Raw genomic sequence first — 25,170 nt, forward strand, 5'->3', positions numbered from 1 at the left:
CGAGGGGGACTCTCAATAGGGCGGATTAAAGGGTGAAATCTTGCAGTTCGAGCGTCAGCGGCTCGGGACCGGACAGCTTCACGCGCTCGTGAGCGGCCAGCGACAGGGTCGCGCCGACCACGTTCGGGCGGATCGGCAGTTCGCCAGCTTCCAGGTCGAGCAGGCAGACCAGCGTCACGCTGGCCGGGCGACCGTAGTCGAACAATTCGTTCATGGCGGCGCGGATGGTGCGCCCGCTCATCAGCACGTCGTCGATCAGCACCAGATGCTGGCCTTCGATCTCGAAGGGCAGGGCGGACGGGCGCACTTGCGGGTGCAGGCCGTTCTGGCTGAAGTCGTCGCGGTAGAAGGAAACATCCAGCGTGCCCAGCGGCGCGTCGCTGCCCAGTTCCTTGAGCAGCGCCTGCGCGACCCAGATGCCGCCGGTACGGATACCGATGTACCGCGGTTCGCTGATGCCGCGTTGAGCAAGGTGCGCCTTGAGGCGGATCGCCATCTGGCTGATCAGATCGGCGGGATTGGGCAGACTCATGGTTGCTCCTTCTTCGCCCCGAGCTCCGTCCTGCCGGAGGTGGCTCGAGGTTTTAGCCAAAAGAAAAGCGCCGTAGCGCTTGTCAGGATTCAAATAAAGCAGTGTTTTCATCGAGCCAGCCCTGCAACAGCAGAGCGGCAGCGATGGCGTCCACCGGGTTGTCGCGGTAACTGCCCTTCTGACCGCCACGCGCCAGGCGCTCGCCCTTGGCTTCGAACGTGGTCAGACGTTCATCGTGGGTATAGAAGGGCAGGTTGTAGCGGCCGTTGAGGCGGCGGGCGAATTTCTCGGCGCGCACGCACATGTCGCTGGGGGTGCCGTCCATGTTCAACGGCAGGCCGACGACGACGGCGTCGGGTTTCCATTCCTTTATAAGCGCTTCGACCTGGTTCCAGTCGGGAACACCGTTCTGCGCTTTCAAGGTGCACAGCTCACGGGCCTGGCCGGTGATCACCTGGCCGACCGCTACGCCGATCTGTTTGGTGCCGTAGTCGAAGCCGAGAATCAGGCGCAGGGCCATCAGGCGTGCCCTGCCTGGCTGGTCAGCAGGTTTAGGTTGATCCCCAAGTGCCTGGCCGCCGCTTCCAGACGCAGTTCGCTGCGGGTGTTGAACAGGATGTCGGCGTCGTACGGGCAGGTCAGCCAGGCGTTGTCGGCCATTTCGGCCTCCAGTTGCCCGGCTTCCCAACCGGCGTAACCCAGCGCGATCAGGCTTTTTTCCGGGCCCATGCCGTCAGCGATGGCGAACAGCACGTCCTGCGAGGTGGACAGTGCCAGGTCGCCCTCAAGCTCGGCGGTGGCCTGGAAGGTCTTGCCCGCCGGGTGCAGGACAAAACCGCGATCGGTCTGTACCGGCCCGCCGATGAAGATCGGCACGTGCTGGCAGAGGGCCGGCGGATTGATGTCCGGGCGCAATTGCTCGAGGATGTCAGCCAGATTCAGCTCTTGCGGTCGATTGACCACGATCCCCATGGCGCCATTGGCCGTGTGCTCGACGATGTAGGTCAAGGTATGGGCAAAGTTCGGGTCGGCCATGTGTGGCATGGCGATCAGGAATTGATGCTTGAGGTAGCTGGGGCTGACGTTTTTCATGTGCGCTAGTGTGGCGTTCAAGGGGCGAACTGACAAGCTGAGGATGTCTGGGAAATGCTGCAAAAGCCGTGAGCGATGCTGATCTTTGTGGGAGCGGGCTTGCCCGCGATGGCGTCGGGTCAGTCACGATCAATGCCGCATGTGCCGGCCCCATCGCGGGCAAGCCCGCTCCCACAGGGTTCTACGGTGTTCTTTAATTGCTGGACAGCTTGTCGCCCCGGGCGAATTTCCAGGTGCGGATGATTTCCAGTCGGTCGATATCCGACAGATCCCCCGTAAACGGTGCAAACGGCGCCGCCAGTCGGACGATGCGCTGTGCGGCCTGATCCAGCAGTGGCTGGCCGGACGATTCCAGCACCAGCACTTCATACAGCGAGCCGTCGCGGTTGATCGACACCATCAGGCGCAAATTGCCGTAGATCTGCTTGCGCCGTGCTTCCTCGGGGTAGTTGAGGTTGCCGATACGTTCGACCTTCTTGCGCCAGTCGTCTTTGTACCAGGCACCCTTGTCGCGCATGGTCGAGGCAGCGCTCAAACGGTGGATTCGCGGGCGCTTGGCGTACAGCTGTTGTTCCTTGGCCAGCTCGGCTTCAAGGCTGGCGATGTCGCTGGACAGCTGCGAGCTGTCGAACGTCGGCGCGTCGACCGACGGTTTGACTTCGGTTTTGGTTTCTTCTTTCTTGGTCGGAGCCTTCTTCGGCTTCGGCGCAACCGTAGTTACGGCAGCCTTGGGCGCGGCTTGCTGCACTTGCGGCTTGGCGGCCGGTGGCGGCGTGACTTTTTTGACCTGATTGTCCTGGAACGGCGCGATCTCGGTGGTCTTCGGCGTCGCCTTCTTGTCCAGCGTGCCGCTGCCTTCCTGATTTTCCTGAGCGAGAAAGTCAGCTTTTTCGGGCTTCTTTTCGCTCTTGAAGGTGGCGAGGGTAATTTCCAGGGTTTTGCTGATCTGTTTCGGCTCGACCATCGTGAAACCGACGCCAAGCAGCAGCGCCAAATGAATCAGCGCGGCGAGGAACAGGGTAAATCCGAGGCGATCGGCCGGGCGCACGCCACGATGGGCGAGTTCAGTGGGCAGATCGGACGGGAGGGTCATGGGGCAAAAACCAACATCGCGTTTTTAAGGGCACGGCATGATAACGCAATGTTGGTTTTTAGCTGCAAGCTTCAAGCGGTAAGCGACAAGCTGCAGACAAGCAGCTGCAAGTTTCGAGCTGCAAGCTGCAAGTTAGACGCTTGTTGCCTGGCTTCAAGCTTGTGGCTTGCGGCTAGAAGCTTGCAGCTTCTTCTCGATAGCATCCATGAGCAGGCCGCCAATGTCGGTGCCGAAAGCGTTGTCGATTTCACGGATGCAGGTCGGGCTGGTGACGTTGATTTCGGTCAGATGCTCGCCGATCACATCGAGGCCAACGAACAGCAGGCCTTTTTCACGCAAGGTCGGGCCGACTTGAGCAGCGATCCAGCGATCCTTGTCGGTCAACGGACGGGCTTCACCGCGACCGCCAGCCGCCAGGTTGCCACGGGTTTCGCCCTGGGCCGGAATCCGCGCCAGGCAATAATCCACCGGCTCACCGTCGATCATCAGGATGCGCTTGTCGCCGTCCTTGATCGCCGGCAGATAGGCCTGGCCCATGATCTGCTGGCCGCCGAGGGCGGTCAGGGTTTCCAGAATCACCGAAAGGTTCGGATCGCCAGCGCGGTGACGGAAGATCGAAGTACCGCCCATGCCGTCCAGCGGTTTGAGGATGACGTCGCCGTGTTTCGCGGCAAATTCGCGCAACACATCGGCGCGGCGGCTGACCACGGTTGGCGGCGTGCACTGCGGGAACAGTGTGGCGAACAGCTTTTCGTTGCAGTCGCGCAGGCTCTGCGGCTTGTTGACCACCAGCACGCCGGCGGTTTCGGCCTGTTCAAGCAAGTAGGTGGAGTAGACGAACTCCATGTCGAACGGCGGATCCTTGCGCATCAGGATCACGTCCAGATCGCTCAGCAGGTTGTCCTGCTCGGCGTCCAGTTCGAACCATTTTTCCGGGTTGGCGAAGACTTTCAGCGGCTTCATGCGCGCCCGTGCCTGACCTTCACCTTGATACAGGTCGCGCTGTTCCATATAGAACAGTTCCCAGCCGCGCTTCTGCGCGGCCAGCAGCATGGCCAGCGAGCTATCCTTTTTATAGGAGATGCTGGCGATAGGGTCCATGACAATCCCGACGCGAACGCTCATTGGGTTTTCCTCGAAAATTGGCTACCGGATCGGTATGAAAAAAGTGCCGCCAGAGTGGCGCCGGCAGGGTTTTCGGTCAAGGGAAAACCCGTCGATAGATTGCATCTGGAGACTGTGCTAAAAAGGCTGCCATGCAGTGCCGGCCCTTGAACATCAAGGGTTTCCGGCCATTACTGATAGCAAAACGGACAATTTGATTCGCAAAGGCGACGGTAGAGCCCTCTTATGGAACAGCAGTCCAGCGCCTTGAAGGTCATGGTGATCGACGACTCGAAAACGATTCGCCGTACCGCCGAAACCTTGTTGAAGAATGTCGGTTGCGAAGTCATCACGGCAATCGACGGTTTCGACGCTTTGGCGAAGATCGCCGACAACCACCCCGGGATCATTTTCGTCGACATCATGATGCCGCGTCTGGATGGTTATCAGACCTGCGCTTTAATCAAGAACAACAGTGCGTTCAAGGCCACGCCGGTGATCATGCTGTCGTCCCGGGACGGGTTGTTCGACAAGGCCAAGGGGCGGATTGTCGGCTCCGATCAATTTTTGACCAAACCATTCAGCAAGGAAGAACTGCTCAGCGCGATCCAGGCCCATGTTCCGGGCTTTGCCGCCGTTTTGCCGCAGTAAGAAAAGCACTGAGACGCTCGGCCAGCGGGCCGGGTGTCGACAAGAAAAATGGGGAAGACCATGGCACGTATCCTGATCGTCGATGATTCGCCGACTGAAATGTACAAACTGACCGGCATGCTCGAAAAGCACGGCCATCAAGTGCTCAAGGCCGAAAACGGCGCCGACGGCGTCGCACTGGCCCGTCAGGAAAAACCCGACGCGGTGCTGATGGACATCGTCATGCCCGGCCTCAACGGTTTTCAGGCGACTCGTCAGTTGACCAAGGATCCGGAAACCGGGCATATCCCGGTGATCATCATCACCACCAAGGATCAGGACACCGACAAGGTCTGGGGCACCCGCCAGGGCGCCAAGGATTACCTGACCAAACCGGTCGACGAAGACACTCTGATCAAAACCCTGAACAACGTGCTGAACGGTTGATCGCGCAGCCATGAGCGAAACACTGACTGCGTTCGAACTGCTCTGGCAGATCGACCAGCGCTGCCGCTTGTTGGCGGCGGACCTGCCGTCGCAACCCGCGCGCCAGGATCGCTGGAGCGGTATCGGGTTTCGCCTCGGCGAACACTGGTATGTCGCGCCGATGGGCGAAGTCAGCGAGGTGCTGCACGAACCGCGCTTCACCCAATTGCCCGGAGTCAAACCGTGGGTCAAGGGTGTGGCCAACCTGCGTGGGCGCTTGCTGCCGATCATGGACCTGTGCGGTTTCTTCGGGCATGAACTGTCACCGCTACGCAAACAGCGGCGGGTATTGGTAGTCGAGCATGAGGAGGTGTTTGCCGGGTTGATGGTCGATGAAGTCATCGGCTTGCAGCACTTCGAGCAAGACAGTTTTGAACCGCTGTCGATCAGCAAGCGCCAGGGCTCGAAGGCCGAGTTCGTCAAAGGCTATTTCCGGCGCGAGCAGAACTGGCGGGTGTTCAGTTTGTTTGCGCTGGCCAGATCCCCGGTGTTCATGAGCGTCGCAATTTAGTCGAAACACCACCCAACCCTGTGGGAGCGGGCTTGCCCGCGATGGCACCAGATCAGTCACTATAGATGTCGGATGTGCCGGCCTCATCGCGGGCAAGCCCGCTCCCACAGGGTTTTCGGTGAGCTTCAAATGGCGCGGGAATAGGCGAGGACCGATGACAAAAGCAAAAACAGGCAAGTCAGCAGAGGGATCGCGCAGTCGCTCGCAGATCATCGTGCTGTTCATTGCATTGATCGTGTTCATCATGCTGTTGTTCGCCAACTTCGCGTACCTCAACACCCAGGCGAATTACGATAAACAGTACATCGGCCATGCCGGTGAGCTGCGCGTGCTCTCGCAACGCATTGCCAAGAACGCCACCGAAGCCGCCGCTGGCAAGGCTGCCGCGTTCAAACTGCTGAGTGACGCCCGCAACGATTTCGCCCAGCGCTGGGGTTACCTGAAAAAAGGCGACCCGGCCACCGGCCTGCCGCCGGCGCCGTCCACCGTGCGCCCTGAAATGCGCGCCGTGCAGCTCGATTGGGAACGCCTGCTGAAAAACACCGACGCCATTCTTTCCAGTGAACAGACCGTGCTGTCGCTGCATCAGGTCGCCGCGACCCTGGCCGAAACCGTGCCGCAGTTGCAGATCGAATACGAAAAAGTCGTCGAAATTCTCTTGCAGCGCGGCGCTCCTGCAACGCAAGTGGCGATGGCCCAGCGTCAGTCGCTGTTGGCTGAACGCATCCTCGGCGCAGTGAACACTGTGCTCGCTGGCGATGAAAATTCGCAACAAGCCGCGGATGCCTTCGGCCGCGATGCCACGCGTTTCGGTCAGGTGCTCAATGGCATGCTCCAGGGCAACCCGGCGCTGAAAATCAGCCAGGTCGAAGACCGCGACGCCCGTGCTCGCCTGAGTGAAATCTCCGAGCTGTTCCAGTTCGTCTCCGGCTCTGTGGATGAAATCCTCGAAACCTCACCGGAGCTGTTCAAGGTCCGTGAATCAGCGAGCAACATCTTCAGCCTCTCGCAAACCCTGCTCGACGAAGCCTCGCACCTGGCCAACGGTTTCGAAAACCTCGCCGGCGGGCGCAGCACCGACACCATTGGCGGCTACGTGCTCGGCTTGCTGGCGCTGGCCTCGATCATCCTCATCGGTCTGGTAATGGTGCGCGAGACCAATCGGCAACTGCGCGAAACGGCAGAAAAGAACGAGCGCAACCAGAACGCGATCATGCGTTTGCTCGACGAAATCGAAGATCTCGCTGACGGCGATCTGACCGTGACCGCTTCGGTGACCGAAGACTTCACCGGCACCATTGCCGACTCGATCAACTACTCCGTCGACCAACTGCGCGATCTGGTGGCGACCATCAACCTCACCGCCGGCCAGGTCGCCGCCGCTGTGCAGGAAACCCAGGCCACTGCCATGCATCTGGCCCAGGCCTCGGAACATCAGGCCCAGCAGATTTCCGAAGCGTCGACGGCGATCAGCGATATGGCCCAGTCCATCGATCAGGTGTCGGCCAACGCTGCCGAATCCTCGGCGGTGGCCGAGCGCTCCGTGGAAATTGCCAACAAGGGCAACGAGGTGGTGCACAACACCATCCACGGCATGGACAACATTCGTGAACAGATTCAGGACACCGCCAAACGCATCAAGCGTCTCGGTGAGTCGTCTCAGGAAATCGGCGACATCGTCAGCCTGATCGACGACATTGCCGACCAGACCAACATCCTCGCCCTCAACGCCGCCATTCAGGCGTCGATGGCCGGGGATGCCGGGCGCGGATTTGCCGTGGTCGCCGACGAAGTGCAGCGCTTGGCCGAGCGTTCATCTGCCGCCACACGCCAGATCGAAACCCTGGTGCGGGCGATTCAGACCGACACCAACGAAGCCGTCATTTCGATGGAACAGACCACCACCGAAGTGGTGCGCGGCGCGCGACTGGCGCAGGATGCCGGTGTGGCACTGGAAGAAATCGAAGGCGTATCCAAGACGCTCGCGGCGCTGATTCAAAGCATCTCCAACGCGGCGCAGCAGCAGACGTCTTCGGCGGGGCAGATTTCCCTGACCATGAACGTGATCCAGCAGATCACCTCGCAGACGTCGTCCGGCTCCACGGCCACCGCCGAAAGCATTGGCAACCTGGCGAAAATGGCCAGTCAGTTGCGCCGTTCGGTGTCCGGTTTCACCTTGCCGGCGGCGTCCGCGTCGGCGACGGATAAAGTGTGATTGGAGCGGTTATGGGTGATCGGCACGATTACGTGGCCCTCGAATGGGTCAAGGGCGAAATTGCCGAAACGCTGAAACAGGCGCATCAGGCGATCGAAGCCGTGCTCGATGATCCGCAGGCCTTTCCCGGGCTCGACGAGTGCCTGAGTTACATCCATCAGGTCCACGGCAGTTTGCAGATGGTCGAGTTCTACGGCGCGGCGTTGCTCGCCGAAGAAATGGAACATCTGGTCGAAGCCCTCCAGCACGAGCGCGTCAGCCATCGCGACGAAGCTCTGCACCTGTTGTTACAAGCCTTGGGGCAATTGCCGACTTACCTTGAGCGTGTGCAAAGCGCCCGTCGCGATCTGCCGCTGGTGGTCTTGCCGCTGATCAATGATTTGCGCAGCGCCCGTGGTGAAAGCCTGCTCTCGGAAACCAGCCTGTTCAGCCCGCAACTGCCGGAATTGGCGCCGCTGAGTGAAGAGGCGCTGGCGCTGCTGGAACCGGCCGAACTGCCGAGCGTACTGCGCAAGTTGCGCCAGACGCTGCAAATGGCGCTGGTCGGGTTGTTGCGTGAACAGGATGATCACACTCACCTCGATTATCTGGCCAAGGTCTTCAGCCGTCTCCAGGCGCTAAGCGGCGATGCGCCGTTGAGTCCGTTGTGGCAAGTTGCATCGGCATTGGTCGAAGGCATGCGTGAGGGTGTGATCGCCAACAGCCCGGCGCTACGCAGCCTGTTCAAGGATGCCGACAAAGAGCTCAAGCGCCTGCTCGAACAAGGCCTGCAAGGGCTCAATCAGCCGCCCCCTGCGGAGCTGCTCAAAAGCCTGTTGTTCTATATAGCCAAAGCCGAAAATCCCACCGGGCAGATGCTGACCATGAAAGATCGCTACTCGCTGGATGATGCTTTGCCCGACAGCGCGATGGTCGACGAAGAACGCGCGCGCCTGGCCGGTCCCGACCGCGATGCGATGCGCTCGGTGCTCGCGGCACTGTGCGAAGAACTGGTGCGGGTCAAGGAGCGGCTCGACCTGTTCGTGCGCAGCGACCGCCAACATACGTCCGATCTGGAAAGTCTGCTGGCACCACTGCGGCAGATCGCCGACACCCTGGCCGTGCTCGGTTTCGGCCAGCCGCGCAAAGTCATCATTGACCAATTGGCGGTGGTCTTGAGCATCGCCCAAGGCCAGCGTGAACCGAACGACGCCGTCCTGATGGACGTCGCCGGTGCCTTGCTCTACGTCGAAGCGACCCTGGCCGGGATGGTCGGCACCGTCGAACCGGAAAGCCCGGAAGACGCGCGCCTGCCGACCACCGACCTCACGCAGATCCACCAGATCGTGATCAAGGAAGCACGCATCTGCCTGCAACAGGCCAAGGACATGATCGTCGACTACATCGACGCCGACTGGGACCGCCAGCAGCTGCAACCACTGCCTGCACTGCTGACTCAAGTGCGCGGTGCACTGGCGATGATTCCGCTTGCACGTGCGGCGAGTCTGGTCGAGGCCTGCAACGGTTTTATCCGCGAACATCTGTTGCTCGATCCGCGTGAACCGGGTTGGGAGCAGTTGGACAACCTGGCCGATGTCATCAGCAGTCTTGAGTACTATCTGGAACGCTTGACCGACGACCCGCTGACGCCCGGCGAGCAACTGCTGGATATCGCACAGAAGAGTCTCGCCAGCCTCGGTTTCTTTCCCAGCGAGCAGCCCGGTGAGGTCCATGTACCGGTGCTCGACGACGTGCTCAGTCCCAGCGAAGCACTGGTGATGCAGGACGCGCAGTCGCTGGACGATCCTGAAACTGTACAGTCGCTGGCCGAGGTCCTGGCCAGCCCGGTGTCGGTGCTCAACCCGCCCGCGCGGATCACGCCCGGCAGCCTGATGCCGCCACCGGCGGATGAAGAACCGGTGGATGACGAACTGCGCGAAGTGTTCCTCGAAGAGACCGACGAGGTTCTCGAAGTCCTTCACGAATACTTGCCGCGCTGGTCGGCCAATCCGCAGGATCACGCCGCGCTGACCGAACTGCGCCGCGCCTTCCACACCTTGAAAGGCAGCGGACGCATGGTGCGTGCGCTGATCCTCGGCGAACTGGCGTGGGCCGTGGAAAATCTGCTCAACCGCGTGCTGGAGCAAAGCGTCGAACCCGGCTCGGTGGTCCAGCAACTGCTGACCGACACGGTGTTGTTGCTGCCGGAACTGATCAGCGAATTCGCCACCAATCGCCAGCGTCAGCGCAGCGATGTCGATCAACTCGCCGCGCGTGCCCATGCTTTGGCCAAGGGTGACGAACCACTGGCCGCCGAGGACGTTGATGACGTCGCGGCGCTCGATCCATTGTTGCTGGAGATCTTCCGCAACGAAGCCGAAACCCATCTCGCCAGCCTCAACCGCTTTCTCGATCAGGCCGCTGAACACGTGCCGCTGCAAGCCAGCGACGAATTGCAGCGCGCCTTGCACACGCTCAAGGGCAGCGCGTCGATGGCGGGTGTGTTGCCGATTGCCGAACTGGCGGCGCCGCTTGATCAACTGGCCCGAGAGTTCAAGGCGCATCAACTGCCGCTCGACCTCGATGAAGTGGAATTGCTCCTCGAAGCCGAGGGCCTGTTCCGTGTCGGATTACGTCAGCTCAAGCATGATCCGCTGGCGCCGATTGTAGGCGCGCAGTCACTGATCAAACGCACCGAAGCGCTGCTCGCCGAGCGTCTGGAATCGATCCTCAATGCGCCGAACACCGGCCTGCGGATCAAGCGTAATCCGCAACTGATCAACAACTTTCTTGCGCAAGGCATGGACATCCTGCTCGACACCGAAAGTCTCTTGCAGCGCTGGCAGCAACATCCCGGCGAACGGCAGGAATTGAGCGCGCTGCTGGATGAACTGACTACCCTCGGCGAAGGCGCGCACCTGGCGGATCTGCTGCCGGTCGATGTGTTGTGCGAAGCCTTGCTCGACCTGTATGGCGCCGTGGAAGAAAGCAGCCTGGCGGTCAGCGACCGGTTCTTCCACGAGGCGCAGAACGCTCACGAAGCGCTGATCAACATGCTCGACGAGCTGGCCGCCGGCCAGGAAGTCACGCCGCAGCCTGCGCGGATTCGTGCGTTGCACGACTTGCTCGATGAAAGTCTCGATCCTTCGTCCATGGGCCTGATCCGCAGCGACGGCAGCCGCACCTTGAGCATCCGCGAACTGGGCGCCGCGACTGCTGAGCTTGCACAATCCACGTCTATCCCAGCGCCGGACGACGAGATCGTCGACATCTTCCTCGAAGAGGCCGTGGACATTCTCGACAGTGCCGGGCAAGCCTTGCAGCGCTGGTTGAACGACCCGGACAACGCCGCGCCGCTGTCCTCGTTGCAGCGCGATTTGCACACCCTCAAGGGCGGTGCGCGGATGGCTGAAGTCGAAGCCATTGGGGATCTGGCCCAAGAGTTGGAAAGCCTTTACGAAGGCCTGGTTGATCGGCGCCACAGCCACAGCGAAGCCCTCGGTCGTTTGCTGCACAAGAGCCATGAGCGTTTGGCGCTGCTGCTGGAACAGCTGCAAGACCATCAGCCGCTGAACCCGGCGCAGGATCTGATTGAGGCGATTCGGCAGTTTCGCCAAGGTTCGTCCGCCAGCGTCGAAACGGCGCAACCTGCCGTCGATTACGAAGGTGCCGGGCACGATCCGGAGTTGCTGGAAATCTTCCTCGAAGAAGGTTTCGACATCATCGAAAACTCCGGCGCCGCGCTGCTGCGTTGGCAGGCCGAACCGGGCAATCGTCAGGAAGTGGAAACCCTGCTGCGCGATCTGCACACCCTCAAGGGCGGCGCGCGGATGGTCGAGATCGGCCCGATCGGCGATCTTGCCCATGAGCTGGAATACCTTTACGAAAGTCTCTCCGCCGGCACCTTACAAGCGTCGACCGAGTTGTTCGCATTGGTCCAGCGCGGCCACGACCGACTGGCGCAAATGCTCGATGCCGTGCGTGCCGGGCAACCTTGCCCGCCGGCGGATCGGCTGATCAATGCGATTCGCAATTTCAGTCATCCAGCGACGCCGGAAACCCCGCCGCCGTTGCCGCTTGCGGTCAAGACCGAGACCGCGCCACCTGCCGTCGACGCCAGCGCTGACATGGTCAAGGTCTCCGCCGAACTGCTCGACGAACTGGTCAACCTGGCCGGGGAAACCTCGATTTTCCGCGGGCGTATCGAACAGCAAGTCAACGACGCGCAGATAGCGCTCAACGAGATGGAAACCACCATCGAGCGTATGCGCGATCAACTGCGTCGCCTCGACACCGAAACCCAGGGACGGATTCTCAGCCGGCAGCAGGTCGATGCCGAGCGCCTCGGTTATGAAGAATTCGATCCGCTGGAAATGGACCGTCATTCGCAGTTGCAGCAACTGTCGCGAGCGCTGTTCGAATCCGCCTCGGACTTGCTCGACCTCAAGGAAACCCTCGACCGACGCAACCACGACGCCGAGAACCTGCTGCAACAACAGGGACGGATCAACACCGAATTGCAGGAAGGCCTGATGCGTACACGCATGGTGCCTTTCGAACGTCTGTTGCCGCGCCTCAAACGCATCGTCCGTCAGGTGGCTGAAGAGCTGAACAAGGACGTTGCGTTCGTCGTCGGCAATGCCGAAGGCGAGATGGACCGCAACGTCCTCGAGCGCATGGTCGCGCCGCTGGAACACATGCTGCGCAACGCCGTCGACCATGGTCTGGAATCTGCCGAGGTACGCCTGGCCTGCGGGAAACCGGCGCAAGGACAGATCAGCCTCGACCTGTCGCGCGAGGGTGGCGACATCGTTTTCGACATTCGCGACGATGGCGCTGGTGTGCCGCTGGAAGCCGTGCGGCGCAAGGCGATAAAGCGTGGTTTGCTGGCCCCCAACGCCGAGATCAGCGACCGCGATGTGTTGCAGTTCATCCTTCAGCCGGGGTTTTCCACCGCCGAAAAAATTACCCAGATTTCCGGGCGTGGCGTCGGCATGGACGTGGTTCACGAGGAGGTCCGCCAACTGGGCGGCAGCATGAGCATCGACTCGGTGCCGGGGCAGGGCGTGCACTTCCGCATCCGTTTGCCGTTCACGGTGTCCGTCAATCGCGCGTTGATGGTGCAGTGCGCAGAGGATCAATACGCGATTCCGCTGAACACCATTGAGGGCATCGTCCGGGTCTTGCCGAATGACCTCGAAGGACATTTCCGTCTCGACCCGCCGAGCTATCAATACGGCGGCCAGCGCTATGAGTTGTGCTATCTGGGCGAACTGCTGAAAACCGCGCCACGGCCGAAACTGCTCGGCCAGAATCTGCCATTGCCGGTGCTGCTGGTGCATTACAACGATCGGCACATTGCGGTGCAGGTTGATGCCATGGCGGGTACTCGCGAGATTGTGGTGAAGAGCCTCGGCGCGCAGTTCGCGGCGGTGCAGGGCGTGTCCGGCGCGACGATTCTGGGTGATGGTCGGGTCGTGTTGATTCTTGATCTGCTCGCGCCGATCCGCGCGATGCAGGCGCGCGTTACGCAGCATCCGACGCGCCCGGAAATCGACAGCGAACCGCAGAAACCGCTGCTGGTGATGGTGGTCGACGACTCGGTGACGGTGCGCAAGGTCACCAGCCGTTTGCTTGAGCGCCACGGCATGAACGTACTGACCGCCAAGGATGGCGTCGACGCCATGCTCCTGCTCGAAGAACACATGCCCGACCTGATGCTGCTCGACATCGAAATGCCGCGCATGGACGGTTTCGAAGTGGCGACCCAGGTACGCAACGACGAGCGCCTGCAGCACCTGCCGATCATCATGATCACCTCGCGCACCGGGCAGAAACACCGCGACCGCGCCATGGCCATCGGCGTCAACGACTACCTCGGCAAGCCGTACCAGGAATCGGTGCTGCTCGAAAGCATTGCCCACTGGAGCAAGAAACATGCATGAGCGCCGGCACAACCCGCGCACCAGCCAACTTACCGGGCTGCTGCTGCCACTGGCGGATCGCAATTTGATCCTGCCGAACGTGGCAGTCGCGGAGCTGATCGACTATCAGGCCAGCGCCTTCGATCTGGATACGCCACCGTGGTATCTGGGGCGGGTGATGTGGCGCGAGCGGCAGATTCCGCTGTTGAGTTTCGAGTCCGCCTGCGGGCAAAAAATCGTGATTGGCGAGCGGGCGCGGATCGTCATCCTCAATGCGCTGGGCGGGTTGCCGGAGCTGAAGTTCATTGCGCTGCTGGTGCAGGGGATTCCGCGGTCTTACAAACTCGACAGTCAGTTGAGCTACGTTGATGTGCCGCTGTGTGCGCTGGAGCAGGCAGCGGTGCAGGTGGGGGAACAGGTGGCGAAGGTGCCGGATTTGTTGGCACTTGAGCAGTTGCTGGTGGAGGCGGGGCTTGTCCATTAATCCAGCATTTGTTGTGCTCTGAATGGCCCTATCGCTGGCAAGCCAGCTCCCACAGTGTCCGAGTTGTATTCGAATCTTGTGAACCACATAAAACCCTGTGGGAGCTGGCTTGCCAGCGATGAGGCCAGTCGCGTGGCCAGATGCCGACAGGCAAATCCGCAATTTCTGTAGTGCAATAAACCCTTTCCGACACTGATGTTTAAAGACACTCGGTGTTACGCCCGGGAGCCTACAAATCCTTGCGCCGCTGCCTACGCATGCACCAGAATCCGCCGGCTTGTGCGCCCAGGGCTGGCTGCGTAACTTGGATCGGGTCACTGATTCGCAGTGATCGGGTTTAGCAGCCCGTGGTTAATCTAAGGGTGCACACACATCATCAGTCAGGCTCAACGCCTGAGTTCGATGGCGGCTGTGCGCAGGGCGCTTCGGCGCGCCGGCTTCCTTAGGTTCCCCGGTCTGCTAACCTGCGTTCAGCTGCCACCCCTTCTTTTAGCAGAGAGGCGGTTCCAGCTTTATTCCGGAACCTGAAGATGATTAAACCAACGCCTAACCCGCCGGTCACAGACCCGGCATCCCCCTACGAATCGCCCGATTCCAAGAAACTCCACGAAGCCGCCGAGCGCGCCCTCGACCATTACCTCGGGCCACCGACCGCCGAAATCATGGCCGCACCCTACAAACCCAACAAGCTGTACATGACAGACCCCGAAGCTGATACCGAGTCTCTCCTGGCAGATGCCAGCGAAACACTTGGCTCGGCCACCGTCATGCTGCACAACCATGTGGCGATGGTCGAAGGCACCCACCGCAAAACCCTGCAAGGTATCGCGCAAGTGGTGATGCTGGCGGAGCTGGCCGTCAATCGGGTGCTGGACAGGTTAGTGCCTACGGAGTGATTTAAAGCCAACCCTCACCCCAGCCCTCTCCCGGGGGGAGAGGGGGCCGACCGAGGTGTAGCGCGTTTTACATCGACCTGAACAACCGAGTCGATTATGGATTCGGTAAAGCACAATCAGGTCGGCGTATTTCTTGAGCATCCCCCAATCGGTCCCCTCTCCCTCCGGGAGAGGGCAAGGGTGAGGGGGCTCTTGATCGTTACGCCAAGCGTAATGATTCACCACACTGCTTGATTGATGGACCCACCCCACACGCCTAACTTAGCTCCACGACAGCGAACCCGTGGAGTGAGCATGACAACAACAATATCCCCCGACTCGCGCTGGACGCGGCGGCGCGATGAGAAGCAGCGCCGTCTCGACAAGGTGCGTGGGCTGGCCGACGGTGTGGTGTTGCCCACCGACAAGATCGTCGCGGCGCTTGAGGCGTTGATCCTGCCCGGCGACCGTGTAGTGCTGGAGGGTAATAACCAGAAGCAGGCGGACTTCCTCTCTCGCTCTCTCGCCAAGGCTGATCCCGAGAAACTCCACAACCTGCACATGATCATGCCCAGCGTCGGCCGCTCCGAGCATCTTGACCTGTTCGAACGCGGTATCGCCCGCAAGCTGGATTTCTCCTTCGCCGGCACCCAGAGCCTGCGCATCAGCCAGCTGCTTGAGGACGGCTTGCTCGAAGTCGGCGCAATCCACACCTACATCGAACTCTACGCACGGCTGGTGGTGGACCTGATTCCCAACGTCGTGCTCTCGGCCGGGTTCATGGCCGACCGTGCCGGCAACATCTATACCGGCCCAAGCACCGAAGACACCCCGGCGCTGATCGAACCGGCAGCGTTCAGCGACGGCATCGTCATCGTCCAGGTCAATCAACTGGTCGACGACGTCAGCGAACTGCCCCGCGTGGACATTCCGGCGTCATGGGTCGATTTTGTGGTGGTGGCCGACAAGCCGTTCTACATCGAACCACTGTTCACCCGCGACCCGCGTCACATCAAGCCTGTGCATGTGTTGATGGCGATGATGGCGATCCGCGGCATCTACGAAAAACACAACGTGCAGTCGCTCAACCACGGCATCGGTTTCAACACCGCAGCCATCGAATTGATCCTGCCGACCTACGGCGAATCCCTCGGCCTCAAGGGCAAGATCTGCCGCAACTGGACGCTAAACCCGCACCCGACGCTGATCCCGGCGATTGAAAGTGGCTGGGTTGAAAGCGTGCATTGCTTCGGCACCGAACTGGGCATGGAAAATTACATCGCCGCCCGGCCAGACGTGTTCTTCACCGGTCGCGACGGCTCGCTGCGTTCCAACCGGATGTTCTGCCAACTGGCCGGGCAGTACGCGGTGGATCTGTTTATCGGCGCGACGCTGCAGGTCGATGGAGACGGCCATTCTTCCACCGTTACCCGTGGCCGACTCGCCGGTTTCGGTGGCGCACCGAACATGGGCCACGACCCGCGTGGCCGCCGCCACGGCACACCTGCATGGCTGGATATGCGCCACGACGACTCGCAGCAACCGATGCTCGAACGCGGCAAGAAACTGGTGGTGCAAATGGTCGAGACGTTCCAGGAGGGCGGCAAACCGACCTTCGTCGAAACCCTCGATGCGGTGGAAGTGGCGAAGAAGAGCGGCATGCCGCTGGCGCCGATCATGATTTACGGCGACGACGTGACCCACCTGCTGACTGAAGAAGGCATCGCTTACCTCTATAAAGCGCGTTCGCTGGAAGAGCGCCAAGCGATGATCGCAGCCGTTGCGGGCGTCACCGCCATTGGCCTGCGCCACAACCCCAAAGACACCGAGCGCATGCGCCGCGAAGGCTTGATCGCCTTGCCCGAAGACCTCGGCATCCGCCGCACCGACGCCACCCGCGAACTGCTGGCGGCGAAGAGCGTGGCCGATCTGGTCGAGTGGTCCGGCGGCCTCTACAACCCGCCCGCCAAGTTCAGGAGTTGGTAATGCACGCATTCAACCTGCAAACGAAACCTCTGAGCCTGGCCGAGCGACTGGCGGATCTGGCGGTCGACGCGTTGATCGACGAAGCGGATCTGTCACCGAAACCGGCACTGGTGGATCGTCGTGGCAACGGCGCGCATACCGATCTGCACCTGGGCCTGATGCACGCTTCGGCGCTGTCGTTATGGCCAGCGTTCAAGGAGATGGCCGAGGCGGCTGTCGACATCGGCGAAGTCGCTTTGCCGTTGCGCGAAGCGGTTGGGCGGATTGGCCGTGAAGGCGAGCAAGCGATGCTCGCGACCACTCACGGCGTGAATACCCATCGCGGCGCGATCTGGGCATTGGGCCTGATCGTGACAGCGGCGGCACTGGACGCGAAATCCAGCAAGGCCGGTGCAGTTTCCGTCAGGGCCGCACGTCTGGCGCTGCTCGATGATCGCTATGCACCGCGCCCGCTAAGTCACGGCGCGCAAGTCGCCCTGCGGTACGGCGCACACGGTGCTCGCGAAGAAGCGCAACTGGGTTTTCCGTCGGTGCTGCAACGCGGCTTGCCGCAACTCAAAAGCAGTCGCGCCCGTGGTCACGGCGAACAGAACGCCCGGCTCGACGCCTTGCTGGCGATCATGACTGACCTGGCCGACACCTGCGTGCTCTATCGCGCCGGCCAAGCGGGGTTGCAAGCCATGCAGCAAGGCGCGCAAGCGGTGCTGGATGCCGGCGGTAGCGCCAGCCTCACCGGCCGCCGTCGACTGCACGAACTGGATCAACAACTCATCGCATTGAATGCCTCGCCCGGTGGCGCCGCCGACTTGCTCGCCGCCACGCTTCTGCTCGACCGAATCGAGCGCGACGGCCTCTTTCAGGGAGCGTTTTGATGGAAACCCTATCGTTTGAATTCCCCGCCGGGCCGCCGCCACGCGGTCGCGCGCTGGTCGGTTGTGTTGGCTCGGGCGATCTGGAAGTGCTGATCGAACCGGGACTGGCCGGCAAGTTGACGATCAACGTGCAGACCTCGGTCAACGGCGCGCAGCAGCGCTGGCAGCACTTGTTTGCGCGGATGTTCGACGGCACCACGCCGCCCGCCATGGCCATCGATATCCACGATTTCGGCGCGACGCCGGGTGTGGTGCGGTTGCGTCTGGAGCAAGGTTTCGAGGAGGTCGGCCATGACTGACAGCGCAGCGCTTTTGCAAAAACACAGCTTCGTTGAACTCGGCGCGCGGCAACGGGCGAAAGCCTTGCTCGATGCCGGCACCTTCCGCGAATTGCTTGACCCGTTCCAGCGCGTCATGTCGCCATGGCTTGAACGCCAGGGCGTGGTGCCGCAGGCCGATGACGGCGTGGTGATCGCCAAGGGCAGCGTCGATGGCCTGCCGGTGGTGATCGCCGCCATCGAAGGCGCGTTTCAGGGCGGCAGCCTCGGCGAAGTCGGCGGGGCAAAAATTGCCGGCGCGCTGGAGCTGGCCGCCGAGGACAACCGCAAAGGCATCCCGACCCGCGCCATATTGCTGCTGGAAACCGGTGGCGTGCGTTTGCAGGAAGCCAATCTCGGCTTGGCGGCGATTGCCGATATTCACGCGGCAATTGTCGATTTGCAGCAGTACCAACCGGTCGTCGGTGTGGTGGCGGGCAGCGTGGGTTGCTTTGGCGGCATGTCGATTGCCGCTGCGCTGTGCAGCTATCTGCTGGTGACCCAGGAAGCACGCCTTGGCCTGAACGGCCCGCAAGTGATCGAGCAGGAAGCCGGGATCGAAGAATACGACTCACGCGACCGGCCATTTATCTGGAGCCTGACCGGTGGCGAGCAGCGTTTCGCCAGTGGGTTGGTGGATCGTTATGTCGCCGACGATGTGGCGCAGATTCGTCAGCAGGTCGGTGAACTGTTGCAGCAAGGATTGCCGACACAACCGCGCAGTCAGCGTGCCGAGTGGTACCTGCAGCGTCTGGCCAGCCTCGACACTGACAAGCAAATCGAGCCTTCGGTGGTTCGCGATCTGTATCAAGGAGAGCGCTCATGAGTAGCTATTCCGTGCGCGGTTTGAACTGGTTCAACGCGTTGAGCGCAGGCGCCGTAGAGGTCGAAGGGCTGCCGTCATCGTTGAAGGTTGCGGATGGCCAACTCGGACGTTTTATCGCCGTGGTCGCTGACCCGGACAATCGTTTTCCCCGTGCTCGAAACGGTGAAGTCGGGCTGTTGGAAGGCTGGGGTTTGGCCAAGGCTGTGGATGACGCGATCACGGCTGACCGCGACAAATCACAGAAGCGCCCACTGATCGCCATCGTCGATGTACCTAGCCAGGCCTATGGTCGTCGCGAAGAAGCGCTTGGCATTCATCAGGCTTTGGCCGGTGCTGCGGACAGTTATGCCCGCGCACGTTTGGCCGGGCATCCGGTGATTGGGCTTCTTGTGGGCAAAGCGATGTCCGGGGCGTTTCTTGCCCACGGTTATCAGGCCAACCGTTTGATTGCCCTGCGCGATCCCGGCGTGATGGTGCACGCGATGGGCAAGGCGTCGGCGGCGCGGGTCACGTTGCGCAGCGTCGAAGAACTCGAAGCACTGGCCGCCAGCGTGCCGCCGATGGCTTATGACATCGACAGCTATGCCAGCCTCGGCTTGCTCTGGGAAACCCTGTCGGTGCAGCAGATCGAGCAGCCGACAGCCGAGGATCTGGCCCGGGTGACTGAATGCCTGAACCAAGCGATCAACGATGTCAGCGGCAATGATCTGAGCGGTCGTCTCGGTGCGAACAATCGTGAAGCTTCCAGCCGCGTGCGCGAACTGCTGAGGGCGCAGTGGTGAACATGCCTCTGGCCCACGATCTGCTCTGGGGCATGTCGCCTGCGCAGTTGCCGGTGGATGCGCCGCAGTGGGTGGTTGAATCGCTCAGGGTCGGGCAACCGGTGGTGGTGCGCCGGGCAACGAGCGCTGATGGTTTTGTTGCCGTTGGCGTGCGCGGTGTTTTGCGCGAGCAGCGGTTGGCGGCGTTCATGGCAGTCGATTCGATTGCCTGTCGGGTCAGTCCGGAAGCGCTTTGTCATGTCGACAGTGATCGCGACGTGCCGGCCCTGCGCGCGCTCGAACAGTTGCGGCCGATGCTCGATGATTGCGGTTGGGTCTGGGGCGTCAGTGGCAGTGCCGGGTTTGAACTGGCCAGTGGTTTTACGGCGATGCATGAGGGCAGCGATCTCGATCTGATCCTGCGTACGCCGCACCTGTTGGCGCGTAATCAGGCGCGCGAACTGGTAGCGCTTTTCGATCAGGCAGCCTGCCGGGTCGACATGCAATTGCAGACGCCATTCGGCGCGGTGGCCCTGCGCGAATGGGCTGGCCCCTCAGCGCGGGTGCTGCTGAAAAACGCCCATCAGGCATGTCTGGTGGCAGATCCATGGAATGTGCAGGAGCAGGCAGCGTGAGCAGCCTTTTGGTGTTCCCAGGCCAGGGCGCGCAGCAACCGGGAATGCTCCAGCGGTTGCCTCGGGAAACCTTGGTCGAGGCCAGCGATGTGCTCGGCGAAGACGTGTTGCTGCTCGACTCTGCCGAAGCGTTGCGCACGACGAGGGCGGTTCAGTTGTGTCTGTTGATCGCAGGCACAGCCGCTTCGCGGCAGTTACTGCAGGACGGACTGACGGCGGATTACGTCGCAGGTTTGTCCATCGGCGCTTACCCGGCAGCGGTGGTGGCGGGTGCCTTGAGCTTCAGCGATGCACTGCATCTGGTCAGCCTGCGCGGTGAGTTGATGCAGCAGGCTTATCCACAGGGCTTTGGCATGACCGCGATTATCGGCTTGCAGTTGTCCACAGTCGAAGCGTTGCTGGTGCAAGTTCACAGCGCCGAAACGCCGGTTTTTCTGGCCAACATCAACGCCGATAACCAAGTGGTCATTGCTGGCAGTGACAAGGCGATGCAAGCGGTTGCCGAACTGGCACGCAGTCGTGGCGCGGGGCTGGCGAAACGTCTGGCGGTCAGCGTGCCGTCGCATTGTCCGCTGCTGGATCACCCGGCTCAGGCCCTCGCTGAAGCCTTCGCCAAAATACAACTGCAAACCCCGCAAATCGCTTACCTGAGTGGCAGCCGGGCGCGCCCGGTGACTAAGGTCGATGCCCTGCGCGACGACCTCGCTTTCAACATGTGCCGCGTAGTGGACTGGCGCGGCACCGTGCAAAGCGCCTACGAGCGCGGCGTGCGGCTACAGATCGAACTGCCGCCCGGTGCGGTGCTGACCGGGCTGGCGCGCCGGGTGTTTGAATCAGGCACTGTCACTGCCTTCGACAGTGCTCGGCTCGACACCTTGCAGGCGCTGTTGCGTGAGGAGGGAAGCCGCCGAACCTAAAACGCCGACTCAAGCTTCGAACAACAAAAACAACATTCAACGATGCACTTTGAGGACTACAACAATGATTATTTACGGTGTGGCGTTTCTCGCCTTTTGTACGCTGGTGGGTATCTGGATCGGTGAACTGCTCGGCAAGCTGATCGGCGTGCCGGCCAACGTCGGCGGCGTCGGCATTGCGATGCTGCTGTTGATCGGACTGGGCAGTTATCTGAACAAAACCGGCTGGCTCAAGGGCAAGACTGAACAGGGTGTCGAGTTCTGGAGTGCGATCTACATTCCGATCGTGGTCGCCATGGCGGCGCAGCAAAACGTTTATGGCGCGCTGAAGGGCGGGCCGATGGCAATTCTGGCGGGGACGCTGGCTGTGGTGATTGCGTTTGCCATGGTGCCGGTGCTGGTACGCCTTGGTAACAAGGAGTCGACCGCCGTCATTCCACCCAAGACTGTGGGGTGATCGCCATGTACGAATCATTGATGAAAGTCATCACCGGTTACGGCCTGATCAGCGGCTTCCTGATTGTCGGCCTGACCATGTGGGTGTCCTACTGGATGTCCAACACCTTCACCAAGGGCCGGTTGCACGGTTCGGCGATCGCCATTCTGCTCGGGCTGGTGTTGTCCTACGTTGGCGGTGCGCTGACCGGTGGGCAGAAAGGCGTGGTGGATATTCCACTGTTGTCCGGTATCGGTTTGCTGGGCGGGGCGATGCTGCGTGATTTCGCCATCGTTGCCACGGCGTTCGGCGTGAGTGTTGAAGAGCTCAAGCGGGCCGGGTTTGTCGGTGTACTGGCGCTGTTTGTCGGGGTGGGCACGTCGTTTGTCGCCGGTGTAGGTGTGGCGATGGCGTTCGGTTATACCGATGCGGTGAGCCTGACCACCATCGGCGCGGGGGCGGTGACCTACATTGTCGGCCCGGTTACCGGGGCGGCGATTGGTGCCAGTTCTGAAGTCATGGCGCTGTCGATTGCCGCGGGGTTGATCAAGGCCATTCTGGTGATGGTGATGACACCGTTCGTAGCGCCGATCATCGGCTTGAACAACCCGCGCAGTGCGGTGATCTTCGGCGGGTTGATGGGCACTTCCAGTGGCGTGGCTGGCGGGCTGGCGGCGACGGACCCGAAACTGGTGCCTTACGGTTGCCTGACGGCGGCGTTCTATACCGCGCTTGGGTGTTTGCTTGGGCCTTCGGTGTTGTTTTTGGTGATGCGGGGGTTGGTGGGATAACGGCCGTCTGAAAAGCATGAAGATCTGCTCCCTTTGCCTCGCCCCCTTGGGGGAGAGGGCTGGGGTGAGGGGGCAGCTCTTGATCTTGATCTGCTGCTAATCACACCGCCGTCTGGCGATTCGCATACATCCGACACTCCGCCAACAACGCGAGCAAATTCGGATCGCGCTCCTTGGCCTTCAAAAACACCACGCCAATGTGCTGCTGCAACCGATACTTTTCCTGCAGCGGAATCAGCTTTACCCGGTTCTCGTACACCGCCGCAATCCGCCCCGGCAGCAACGCATATCCCACCCCGGAACTGACCATGCTCAGCAGCGTGAAGATGTCATTCACCTGCATCGCCACCTTCGGCTCGAACCCCGCCTGCCTGAACACCCGATTGCCGTCCTGATGGGTCGCGAAGCCCTGAGTCAAGGTGATGAAGGTTTCATCGCGTACGTCCGCCAGATCAACTTCACTGCGCTGGGCAAATCTTGAATCGGCAGGAGTGGCGAGGAAAATGTCATCGGAAAACAGCGCAATCTGCTCGCAATCCGGGTCGTTGATGCTGTCGTCCAGCGACACCAGAATCGCGTCGACTTCCATGTTTTTCAGCTTGTAGAGCAGGTCGATGTTTGAGCCAAGAATCAGGTCGATGTTGAGTTCGCTGCGACGGATCTTCAGGCCCATGATCAGTTGCGGCACGGTTTTCACGGTCAGTGAATACAGCGAGCCGAGTTTGAAGCGTTCGGCGGAGAACCCGGCGGCCTCGCGGGTCAGGCGTACGCTTTCGACCACGTCCTGGATCAGCTTCTGCGCGCGTTCCTCCAGTACATAGGCGCTTTCCAGCGGCGTCAGGTTGCGGCCTTCGTGTTTGAACAGCGGGCAGCGCAGGGCGCTTTCCAGCGAGTGAATCGCGCGGTGCACGCTGACGTTGCTGGTCTGCAACTCGGCAGCGGCACGGGCGAGATTGCCGGTGCGCATGAAAGCGAGGAACACCTCGAGTTTTTTCAGGGTCAACTCTTCGTCGATCAGCATGGCGCGGACTCTTTTTTATGTCGGCCGATTGTGCACGGTATGCGCCGCTCTTTGTAGGAGCTGCCGAAGGCTGCGATCTTTTGCCTTTGAAGATCAAAAGATCGCAGCCTGCGGCAGCTCCTACGCGGATTCATGTTGAACGGAAACATTGCGCTTTTACGCTCAAGGCCCGAGCCTTGCGCGCTGCGGTAATGAATTTTGAGGTGAGCAATAGATGTATCACGGAGAACGATTGAACGCCTGGACGCATCTGGTCGGGGCAGTGGCGGCTTTTATCGGTGGTGTGTGGATGCTGGTCATCGCCTGCCTCGATGGCAGTCCATGGAAGATCGTCAGTGTGGCGATTTACGCGTTTACCCTGCTGGTGTTGTACAGCGCATCGACCGTGTACCACAGCGTGCGCGGGCGCAAGAAAGAGATCATGAAGAAGGTCGATCACTTCTCGATCTATCTGCTGATCGCCGGCAGCTACACGCCGTTTTGCCTGGTGACCTTGCGCGGGGTATGGGGCTGGACGCTGTTCGGGATTGTCTGGGGGCTGGCGCTGATCGGCATTGTGCAAGAGATCAAACCGCGTTCCGAGGCGCGGATTCTGTCCATCGTGATCTATGCGGTGATGGGCTGGATCGTGCTGGTGGCAGTCAAGCCGTTACTGGCGGCGTTGGGCGCGACGGGTTTCGCGTGGCTGGCGACGGGCGGGGTTTTGTACACCGTGGGGATTATCTTTTTTGCCCTGGATCATCGGCTACGACATGCCCACGGAATCTGGCATTTGTTCGTGATTGCCGGGAGTCTGCTGCACTTTGTCGCGATTATGTTTTACGTCTTGTAGACCGAGGCGCTGCTAATCGCTGGCAAGCCAGCTCCCACAGGATTCAGTGTTGTTCACAACTGTTGTGGCCAACAAAGTACCTGTGGGAGCTGGCTTGCCAGCGATGGCGCCCTAGAAATCACCCCAAAGTTGCTGGGCCACCGCCAACGCAACCACCGGCGCTGTCTCGGTGCGCAACACGCGCGGCCCAAGGCGCGCAGCATGAAAACCATTGCCCTTGGCCTGCTCGACCTCGGCCTCGGACAAGCCGCCCTCCGGCCCGATCAGAAACGCCAGTGTCGAAGGTTTGGCATGGCTCACCAGCGGCTCGGCCACCGGGTGCAGTACCAGTTTCAACTCGGCGTCGGTCTGCTTGATCCAGTCCGCCAGCAGTACCGGTGGATGAATCACCGGGACCCGCGAACGACCACATTGCTCACATGCGCTGATCGCCACCTGACGCCAGTGCTGCAAGCGTTTGTCAGCGCGCTCGTCTTTGAGGCGAACTTCACAGCGATCGCTGAAGATCGGCGTGATTTCATTGACGCCCAGTTCGGTGGCTTTCTGGATCGCCCAGTCCATCCGCTCGCCGCGGGACAGGCCCTGGCCGAGATGGATTTGCAGCGGTGATTCGATCTGTCCGGCGAACTGCTCGTCGATCTGCACCACCACGCGTTTCTTGCCGACTTCCAGCAAGGAACCGCGAAACTCATGGCCGGAACCGTCGAACATCTGCACCGCATCACCCTCGGCCATGCGCAGTACGCGGCTGATGTAATGCGCCTGCGCTTCCGGCAGTTCGTGTTGGCCGGTGCTTAGCGGGGCATCGATAAAGAAGCGGGACAGTCTCATGCGGGGTCTCTGTAAAAAGT

General features: G+C 61.1%; 24 protein-coding genes. 17 read left to right on the top strand and 7 right to left on the bottom strand.

The window, feature by feature from the left end; translation table 11 throughout:
- Positions 1-25: 25 nt before the first annotated feature.
- From pyrR to gshB, 5 genes are all read right to left on the bottom strand, one after another.
- Entirely contained in the window at positions 26-532 is a 507-nt protein-coding gene (gene pyrR, locus IEQ42_RS14925) for a bifunctional pyr operon transcriptional regulator/uracil phosphoribosyltransferase PyrR (protein ID WP_042561538.1), read from the bottom strand.
- 82 nt (positions 533-614) lie between these two features.
- Positions 615-1,052: a Holliday junction resolvase RuvX gene (ruvX, locus tag IEQ42_RS14930; protein WP_042561537.1), complete on the bottom strand. Its 438-nt coding sequence runs from the start codon at positions 1,050-1,052 to the stop codon at positions 615-617.
- Complete coding sequence (locus IEQ42_RS14935) at positions 1,052-1,624, bottom strand: YqgE/AlgH family protein (protein WP_210704138.1); 573 nt, start codon at positions 1,622-1,624, stop codon at positions 1,052-1,054. The genes ruvX and IEQ42_RS14935 overlap by 1 nt, the downstream gene beginning before the upstream one ends.
- A gap of 193 nt (positions 1,625-1,817) precedes the next feature.
- The gene (locus tag IEQ42_RS14940) at positions 1,818-2,717 is read right to left on the bottom strand and encodes an energy transducer TonB (protein ID WP_210704028.1); all 900 of its coding nucleotides are present in this window, start codon (positions 2,715-2,717) and stop codon (positions 1,818-1,820) included.
- Positions 2,718-2,870: 153 nt separating this feature from the next.
- On the bottom strand, positions 2,871-3,842 hold the full coding sequence (gene gshB, locus IEQ42_RS14945; RefSeq protein ID WP_210704029.1) for a glutathione synthase: 972 nt from the start codon (positions 3,840-3,842) through the stop codon (positions 2,871-2,873).
- A 225-nt stretch (positions 3,843-4,067) separates the two neighbouring features.
- Here gshB and pilG point away from each other — a divergent pair, with 225 nt between their 5' ends.
- From pilG to madM, 16 genes are all read left to right on the top strand, one after another.
- Complete coding sequence (pilG, locus tag IEQ42_RS14950) at positions 4,068-4,472, top strand: twitching motility response regulator PilG (protein WP_116028398.1); 405 nt, start codon at positions 4,068-4,070, stop codon at positions 4,470-4,472.
- 60 nt (positions 4,473-4,532) lie between these two features.
- Entirely contained in the window at positions 4,533-4,898 is a 366-nt protein-coding gene (gene pilH, locus IEQ42_RS14955) for a twitching motility response regulator PilH (protein WP_042561532.1), read from the top strand.
- A gap of 10 nt (positions 4,899-4,908) precedes the next feature.
- Positions 4,909-5,448, top strand: coding sequence for a chemotaxis protein CheW (locus IEQ42_RS14960; RefSeq protein ID WP_150593608.1), 540 nt, complete (start codon positions 4,909-4,911; stop codon positions 5,446-5,448).
- A gap of 154 nt (positions 5,449-5,602) precedes the next feature.
- Positions 5,603-7,663 (top strand): methyl-accepting chemotaxis protein, encoded by a 2,061-nt coding sequence (locus tag IEQ42_RS14965; protein ID WP_210704030.1) that lies wholly within the window; start codon positions 5,603-5,605, stop codon positions 7,661-7,663.
- An 11-nt stretch (positions 7,664-7,674) separates the two neighbouring features.
- Positions 7,675-13,587 (top strand): Hpt domain-containing protein, encoded by a 5,913-nt coding sequence (locus tag IEQ42_RS14970; protein WP_210704031.1) that lies wholly within the window; start codon positions 7,675-7,677, stop codon positions 13,585-13,587.
- The gene (locus IEQ42_RS14975; RefSeq protein ID WP_200616848.1) at positions 13,580-14,050 is read left to right on the top strand and encodes a chemotaxis protein CheW; all 471 of its coding nucleotides are present in this window, start codon (positions 13,580-13,582) and stop codon (positions 14,048-14,050) included. The genes IEQ42_RS14970 and IEQ42_RS14975 overlap by 8 nt, the downstream gene beginning before the upstream one ends.
- A gap of 530 nt (positions 14,051-14,580) precedes the next feature.
- A complete protein-coding gene (locus IEQ42_RS14980) occupies positions 14,581-14,946 on the top strand; it encodes a DUF6124 family protein (protein ID WP_150687977.1) in 366 nt (121 codons plus the stop codon).
- A 294-nt stretch (positions 14,947-15,240) separates the two neighbouring features.
- On the top strand, positions 15,241-16,911 hold the full coding sequence (gene mdcA / locus IEQ42_RS14985; protein ID WP_115147116.1) for a malonate decarboxylase subunit alpha: 1,671 nt from the start codon (positions 15,241-15,243) through the stop codon (positions 16,909-16,911).
- Complete coding sequence (locus IEQ42_RS14990; RefSeq protein ID WP_210704032.1) at positions 16,911-17,783, top strand: triphosphoribosyl-dephospho-CoA synthase; 873 nt, start codon at positions 16,911-16,913, stop codon at positions 17,781-17,783. The genes mdcA and IEQ42_RS14990 overlap by 1 nt, the downstream gene beginning before the upstream one ends.
- Positions 17,783-18,082 carry a malonate decarboxylase subunit delta gene (locus tag IEQ42_RS14995; RefSeq protein ID WP_210704033.1) on the top strand — a complete coding sequence of 100 codons (300 nt, stop codon included), beginning with the start codon at positions 17,783-17,785 and terminating at the stop codon, positions 18,080-18,082. Before IEQ42_RS14990 ends, IEQ42_RS14995 begins: the two co-directional genes overlap by 1 nt.
- The gene (locus IEQ42_RS15000) at positions 18,075-18,926 is read left to right on the top strand and encodes a biotin-independent malonate decarboxylase subunit beta (RefSeq protein ID WP_210704034.1); all 852 of its coding nucleotides are present in this window, start codon (positions 18,075-18,077) and stop codon (positions 18,924-18,926) included. Before IEQ42_RS14995 ends, IEQ42_RS15000 begins: the two co-directional genes overlap by 8 nt.
- The gene (gene mdcE, locus IEQ42_RS15005; RefSeq protein ID WP_210623082.1) at positions 18,923-19,708 is read left to right on the top strand and encodes a biotin-independent malonate decarboxylase subunit gamma; all 786 of its coding nucleotides are present in this window, start codon (positions 18,923-18,925) and stop codon (positions 19,706-19,708) included. Before IEQ42_RS15000 ends, mdcE begins: the two co-directional genes overlap by 4 nt.
- Complete coding sequence (locus tag IEQ42_RS15010; protein WP_210704035.1) at positions 19,702-20,322, top strand: malonate decarboxylase holo-ACP synthase; 621 nt, start codon at positions 19,702-19,704, stop codon at positions 20,320-20,322. The genes mdcE and IEQ42_RS15010 overlap by 7 nt, the downstream gene beginning before the upstream one ends.
- Complete coding sequence (gene mdcH, locus IEQ42_RS15015) at positions 20,319-21,239, top strand: malonate decarboxylase subunit epsilon (RefSeq protein ID WP_210704036.1); 921 nt, start codon at positions 20,319-20,321, stop codon at positions 21,237-21,239. Before IEQ42_RS15010 ends, mdcH begins: the two co-directional genes overlap by 4 nt.
- A gap of 64 nt (positions 21,240-21,303) precedes the next feature.
- On the top strand, positions 21,304-21,696 hold the full coding sequence (gene madL / locus IEQ42_RS15020) for a malonate transporter subunit MadL (protein ID WP_210704037.1): 393 nt from the start codon (positions 21,304-21,306) through the stop codon (positions 21,694-21,696).
- Between the two features lie 5 nt (positions 21,697-21,701).
- The gene (gene madM, locus IEQ42_RS15025) at positions 21,702-22,466 is read left to right on the top strand and encodes a malonate transporter subunit MadM (RefSeq protein ID WP_210704038.1); all 765 of its coding nucleotides are present in this window, start codon (positions 21,702-21,704) and stop codon (positions 22,464-22,466) included.
- 100 nt (positions 22,467-22,566) lie between these two features.
- Here madM and IEQ42_RS15030 read toward each other — a convergent pair whose 3' ends face one another.
- Positions 22,567-23,487, bottom strand: a complete 921-nt coding sequence (locus IEQ42_RS15030; protein WP_210704039.1) for a LysR family transcriptional regulator — start codon at positions 23,485-23,487, stop codon at positions 22,567-22,569.
- A 214-nt stretch (positions 23,488-23,701) separates the two neighbouring features.
- Here IEQ42_RS15030 and trhA point away from each other — a divergent pair, with 214 nt between their 5' ends.
- Positions 23,702-24,319 carry a PAQR family membrane homeostasis protein TrhA gene (trhA, locus tag IEQ42_RS15035; RefSeq protein WP_150593613.1) on the top strand — a complete coding sequence of 206 codons (618 nt, stop codon included), beginning with the start codon at positions 23,702-23,704 and terminating at the stop codon, positions 24,317-24,319.
- Positions 24,320-24,430: 111 nt separating this feature from the next.
- Here the strand turns inward: trhA and IEQ42_RS15040 are convergent, their stop codons facing one another.
- Positions 24,431-25,150, bottom strand: coding sequence for a 16S rRNA (uracil(1498)-N(3))-methyltransferase (locus tag IEQ42_RS15040; protein ID WP_210704040.1), 720 nt, complete (start codon positions 25,148-25,150; stop codon positions 24,431-24,433).
- Between the last annotated feature and the right edge of the window lie 20 nt (positions 25,151-25,170).

The organism is Pseudomonas iridis (assembly GCF_017980685.1).
Lineage (GTDB): Bacteria > Pseudomonadota > Gammaproteobacteria > Pseudomonadales > Pseudomonadaceae > Aquipseudomonas > Aquipseudomonas iridis.

Bases quoted from the DNA above. Each gene is read 5' to 3' on its own strand.
- IEQ42_RS15030 (WP_210704039.1), bottom strand. From the start codon at position 23,487: ATGCTGATCGACGAAGAGTTGACCCTGAAAAAACTCGAGGTGTTCCTC.
- IEQ42_RS14990 (WP_210704032.1), top strand. From the start codon at position 16,911: ATGCACGCATTCAACCTGCAAACGAAACCTCTGAGCCTGGCCGAGCGA.
- IEQ42_RS14940 (WP_210704028.1), bottom strand. From the start codon at position 2,717: ATGACCCTCCCGTCCGATCTGCCCACTGAACTCGCCCATCGTGGCGTG.
- mdcE (WP_210623082.1), top strand. From the start codon at position 18,923: ATGAGTAGCTATTCCGTGCGCGGTTTGAACTGGTTCAACGCGTTGAGC.
- madL (WP_210704037.1), top strand. From the start codon at position 21,304: ATGATTATTTACGGTGTGGCGTTTCTCGCCTTTTGTACGCTGGTGGGT.
- IEQ42_RS14935 (WP_210704138.1), bottom strand. From the start codon at position 1,624: ATGAAAAACGTCAGCCCCAGCTACCTCAAGCATCAATTCCTGATCGCC.
- pilG (WP_116028398.1), top strand. From the start codon at position 4,068: ATGGAACAGCAGTCCAGCGCCTTGAAGGTCATGGTGATCGACGACTCG.
- pyrR (WP_042561538.1), bottom strand. From the start codon at position 532: ATGAGTCTGCCCAATCCCGCCGATCTGATCAGCCAGATGGCGATCCGC.
- mdcA (WP_115147116.1), top strand. From the start codon at position 15,241: ATGACAACAACAATATCCCCCGACTCGCGCTGGACGCGGCGGCGCGAT.
- madM (WP_210704038.1), top strand. From the start codon at position 21,702: ATGTACGAATCATTGATGAAAGTCATCACCGGTTACGGCCTGATCAGC.
- IEQ42_RS14970 (WP_210704031.1), top strand. From the start codon at position 7,675: ATGGGTGATCGGCACGATTACGTGGCCCTCGAATGGGTCAAGGGCGAA.
- ruvX (WP_042561537.1), bottom strand. From the start codon at position 1,052: ATGGCCCTGCGCCTGATTCTCGGCTTCGACTACGGCACCAAACAGATC.
- IEQ42_RS14980 (WP_150687977.1), top strand. From the start codon at position 14,581: ATGATTAAACCAACGCCTAACCCGCCGGTCACAGACCCGGCATCCCCC.
- IEQ42_RS14960 (WP_150593608.1), top strand. From the start codon at position 4,909: ATGAGCGAAACACTGACTGCGTTCGAACTGCTCTGGCAGATCGACCAG.
- IEQ42_RS15040 (WP_210704040.1), bottom strand. From the start codon at position 25,150: ATGAGACTGTCCCGCTTCTTTATCGATGCCCCGCTAAGCACCGGCCAA.
- gshB (WP_210704029.1), bottom strand. From the start codon at position 3,842: ATGAGCGTTCGCGTCGGGATTGTCATGGACCCTATCGCCAGCATCTCC.
- IEQ42_RS14975 (WP_200616848.1), top strand. From the start codon at position 13,580: ATGCATGAGCGCCGGCACAACCCGCGCACCAGCCAACTTACCGGGCTG.
- IEQ42_RS14995 (WP_210704033.1), top strand. From the start codon at position 17,783: ATGGAAACCCTATCGTTTGAATTCCCCGCCGGGCCGCCGCCACGCGGT.
- trhA (WP_150593613.1), top strand. From the start codon at position 23,702: ATGTATCACGGAGAACGATTGAACGCCTGGACGCATCTGGTCGGGGCA.
- IEQ42_RS14965 (WP_210704030.1), top strand. From the start codon at position 5,603: ATGACAAAAGCAAAAACAGGCAAGTCAGCAGAGGGATCGCGCAGTCGC.
- IEQ42_RS15000 (WP_210704034.1), top strand. From the start codon at position 18,075: ATGACTGACAGCGCAGCGCTTTTGCAAAAACACAGCTTCGTTGAACTC.
- pilH (WP_042561532.1), top strand. From the start codon at position 4,533: ATGGCACGTATCCTGATCGTCGATGATTCGCCGACTGAAATGTACAAA.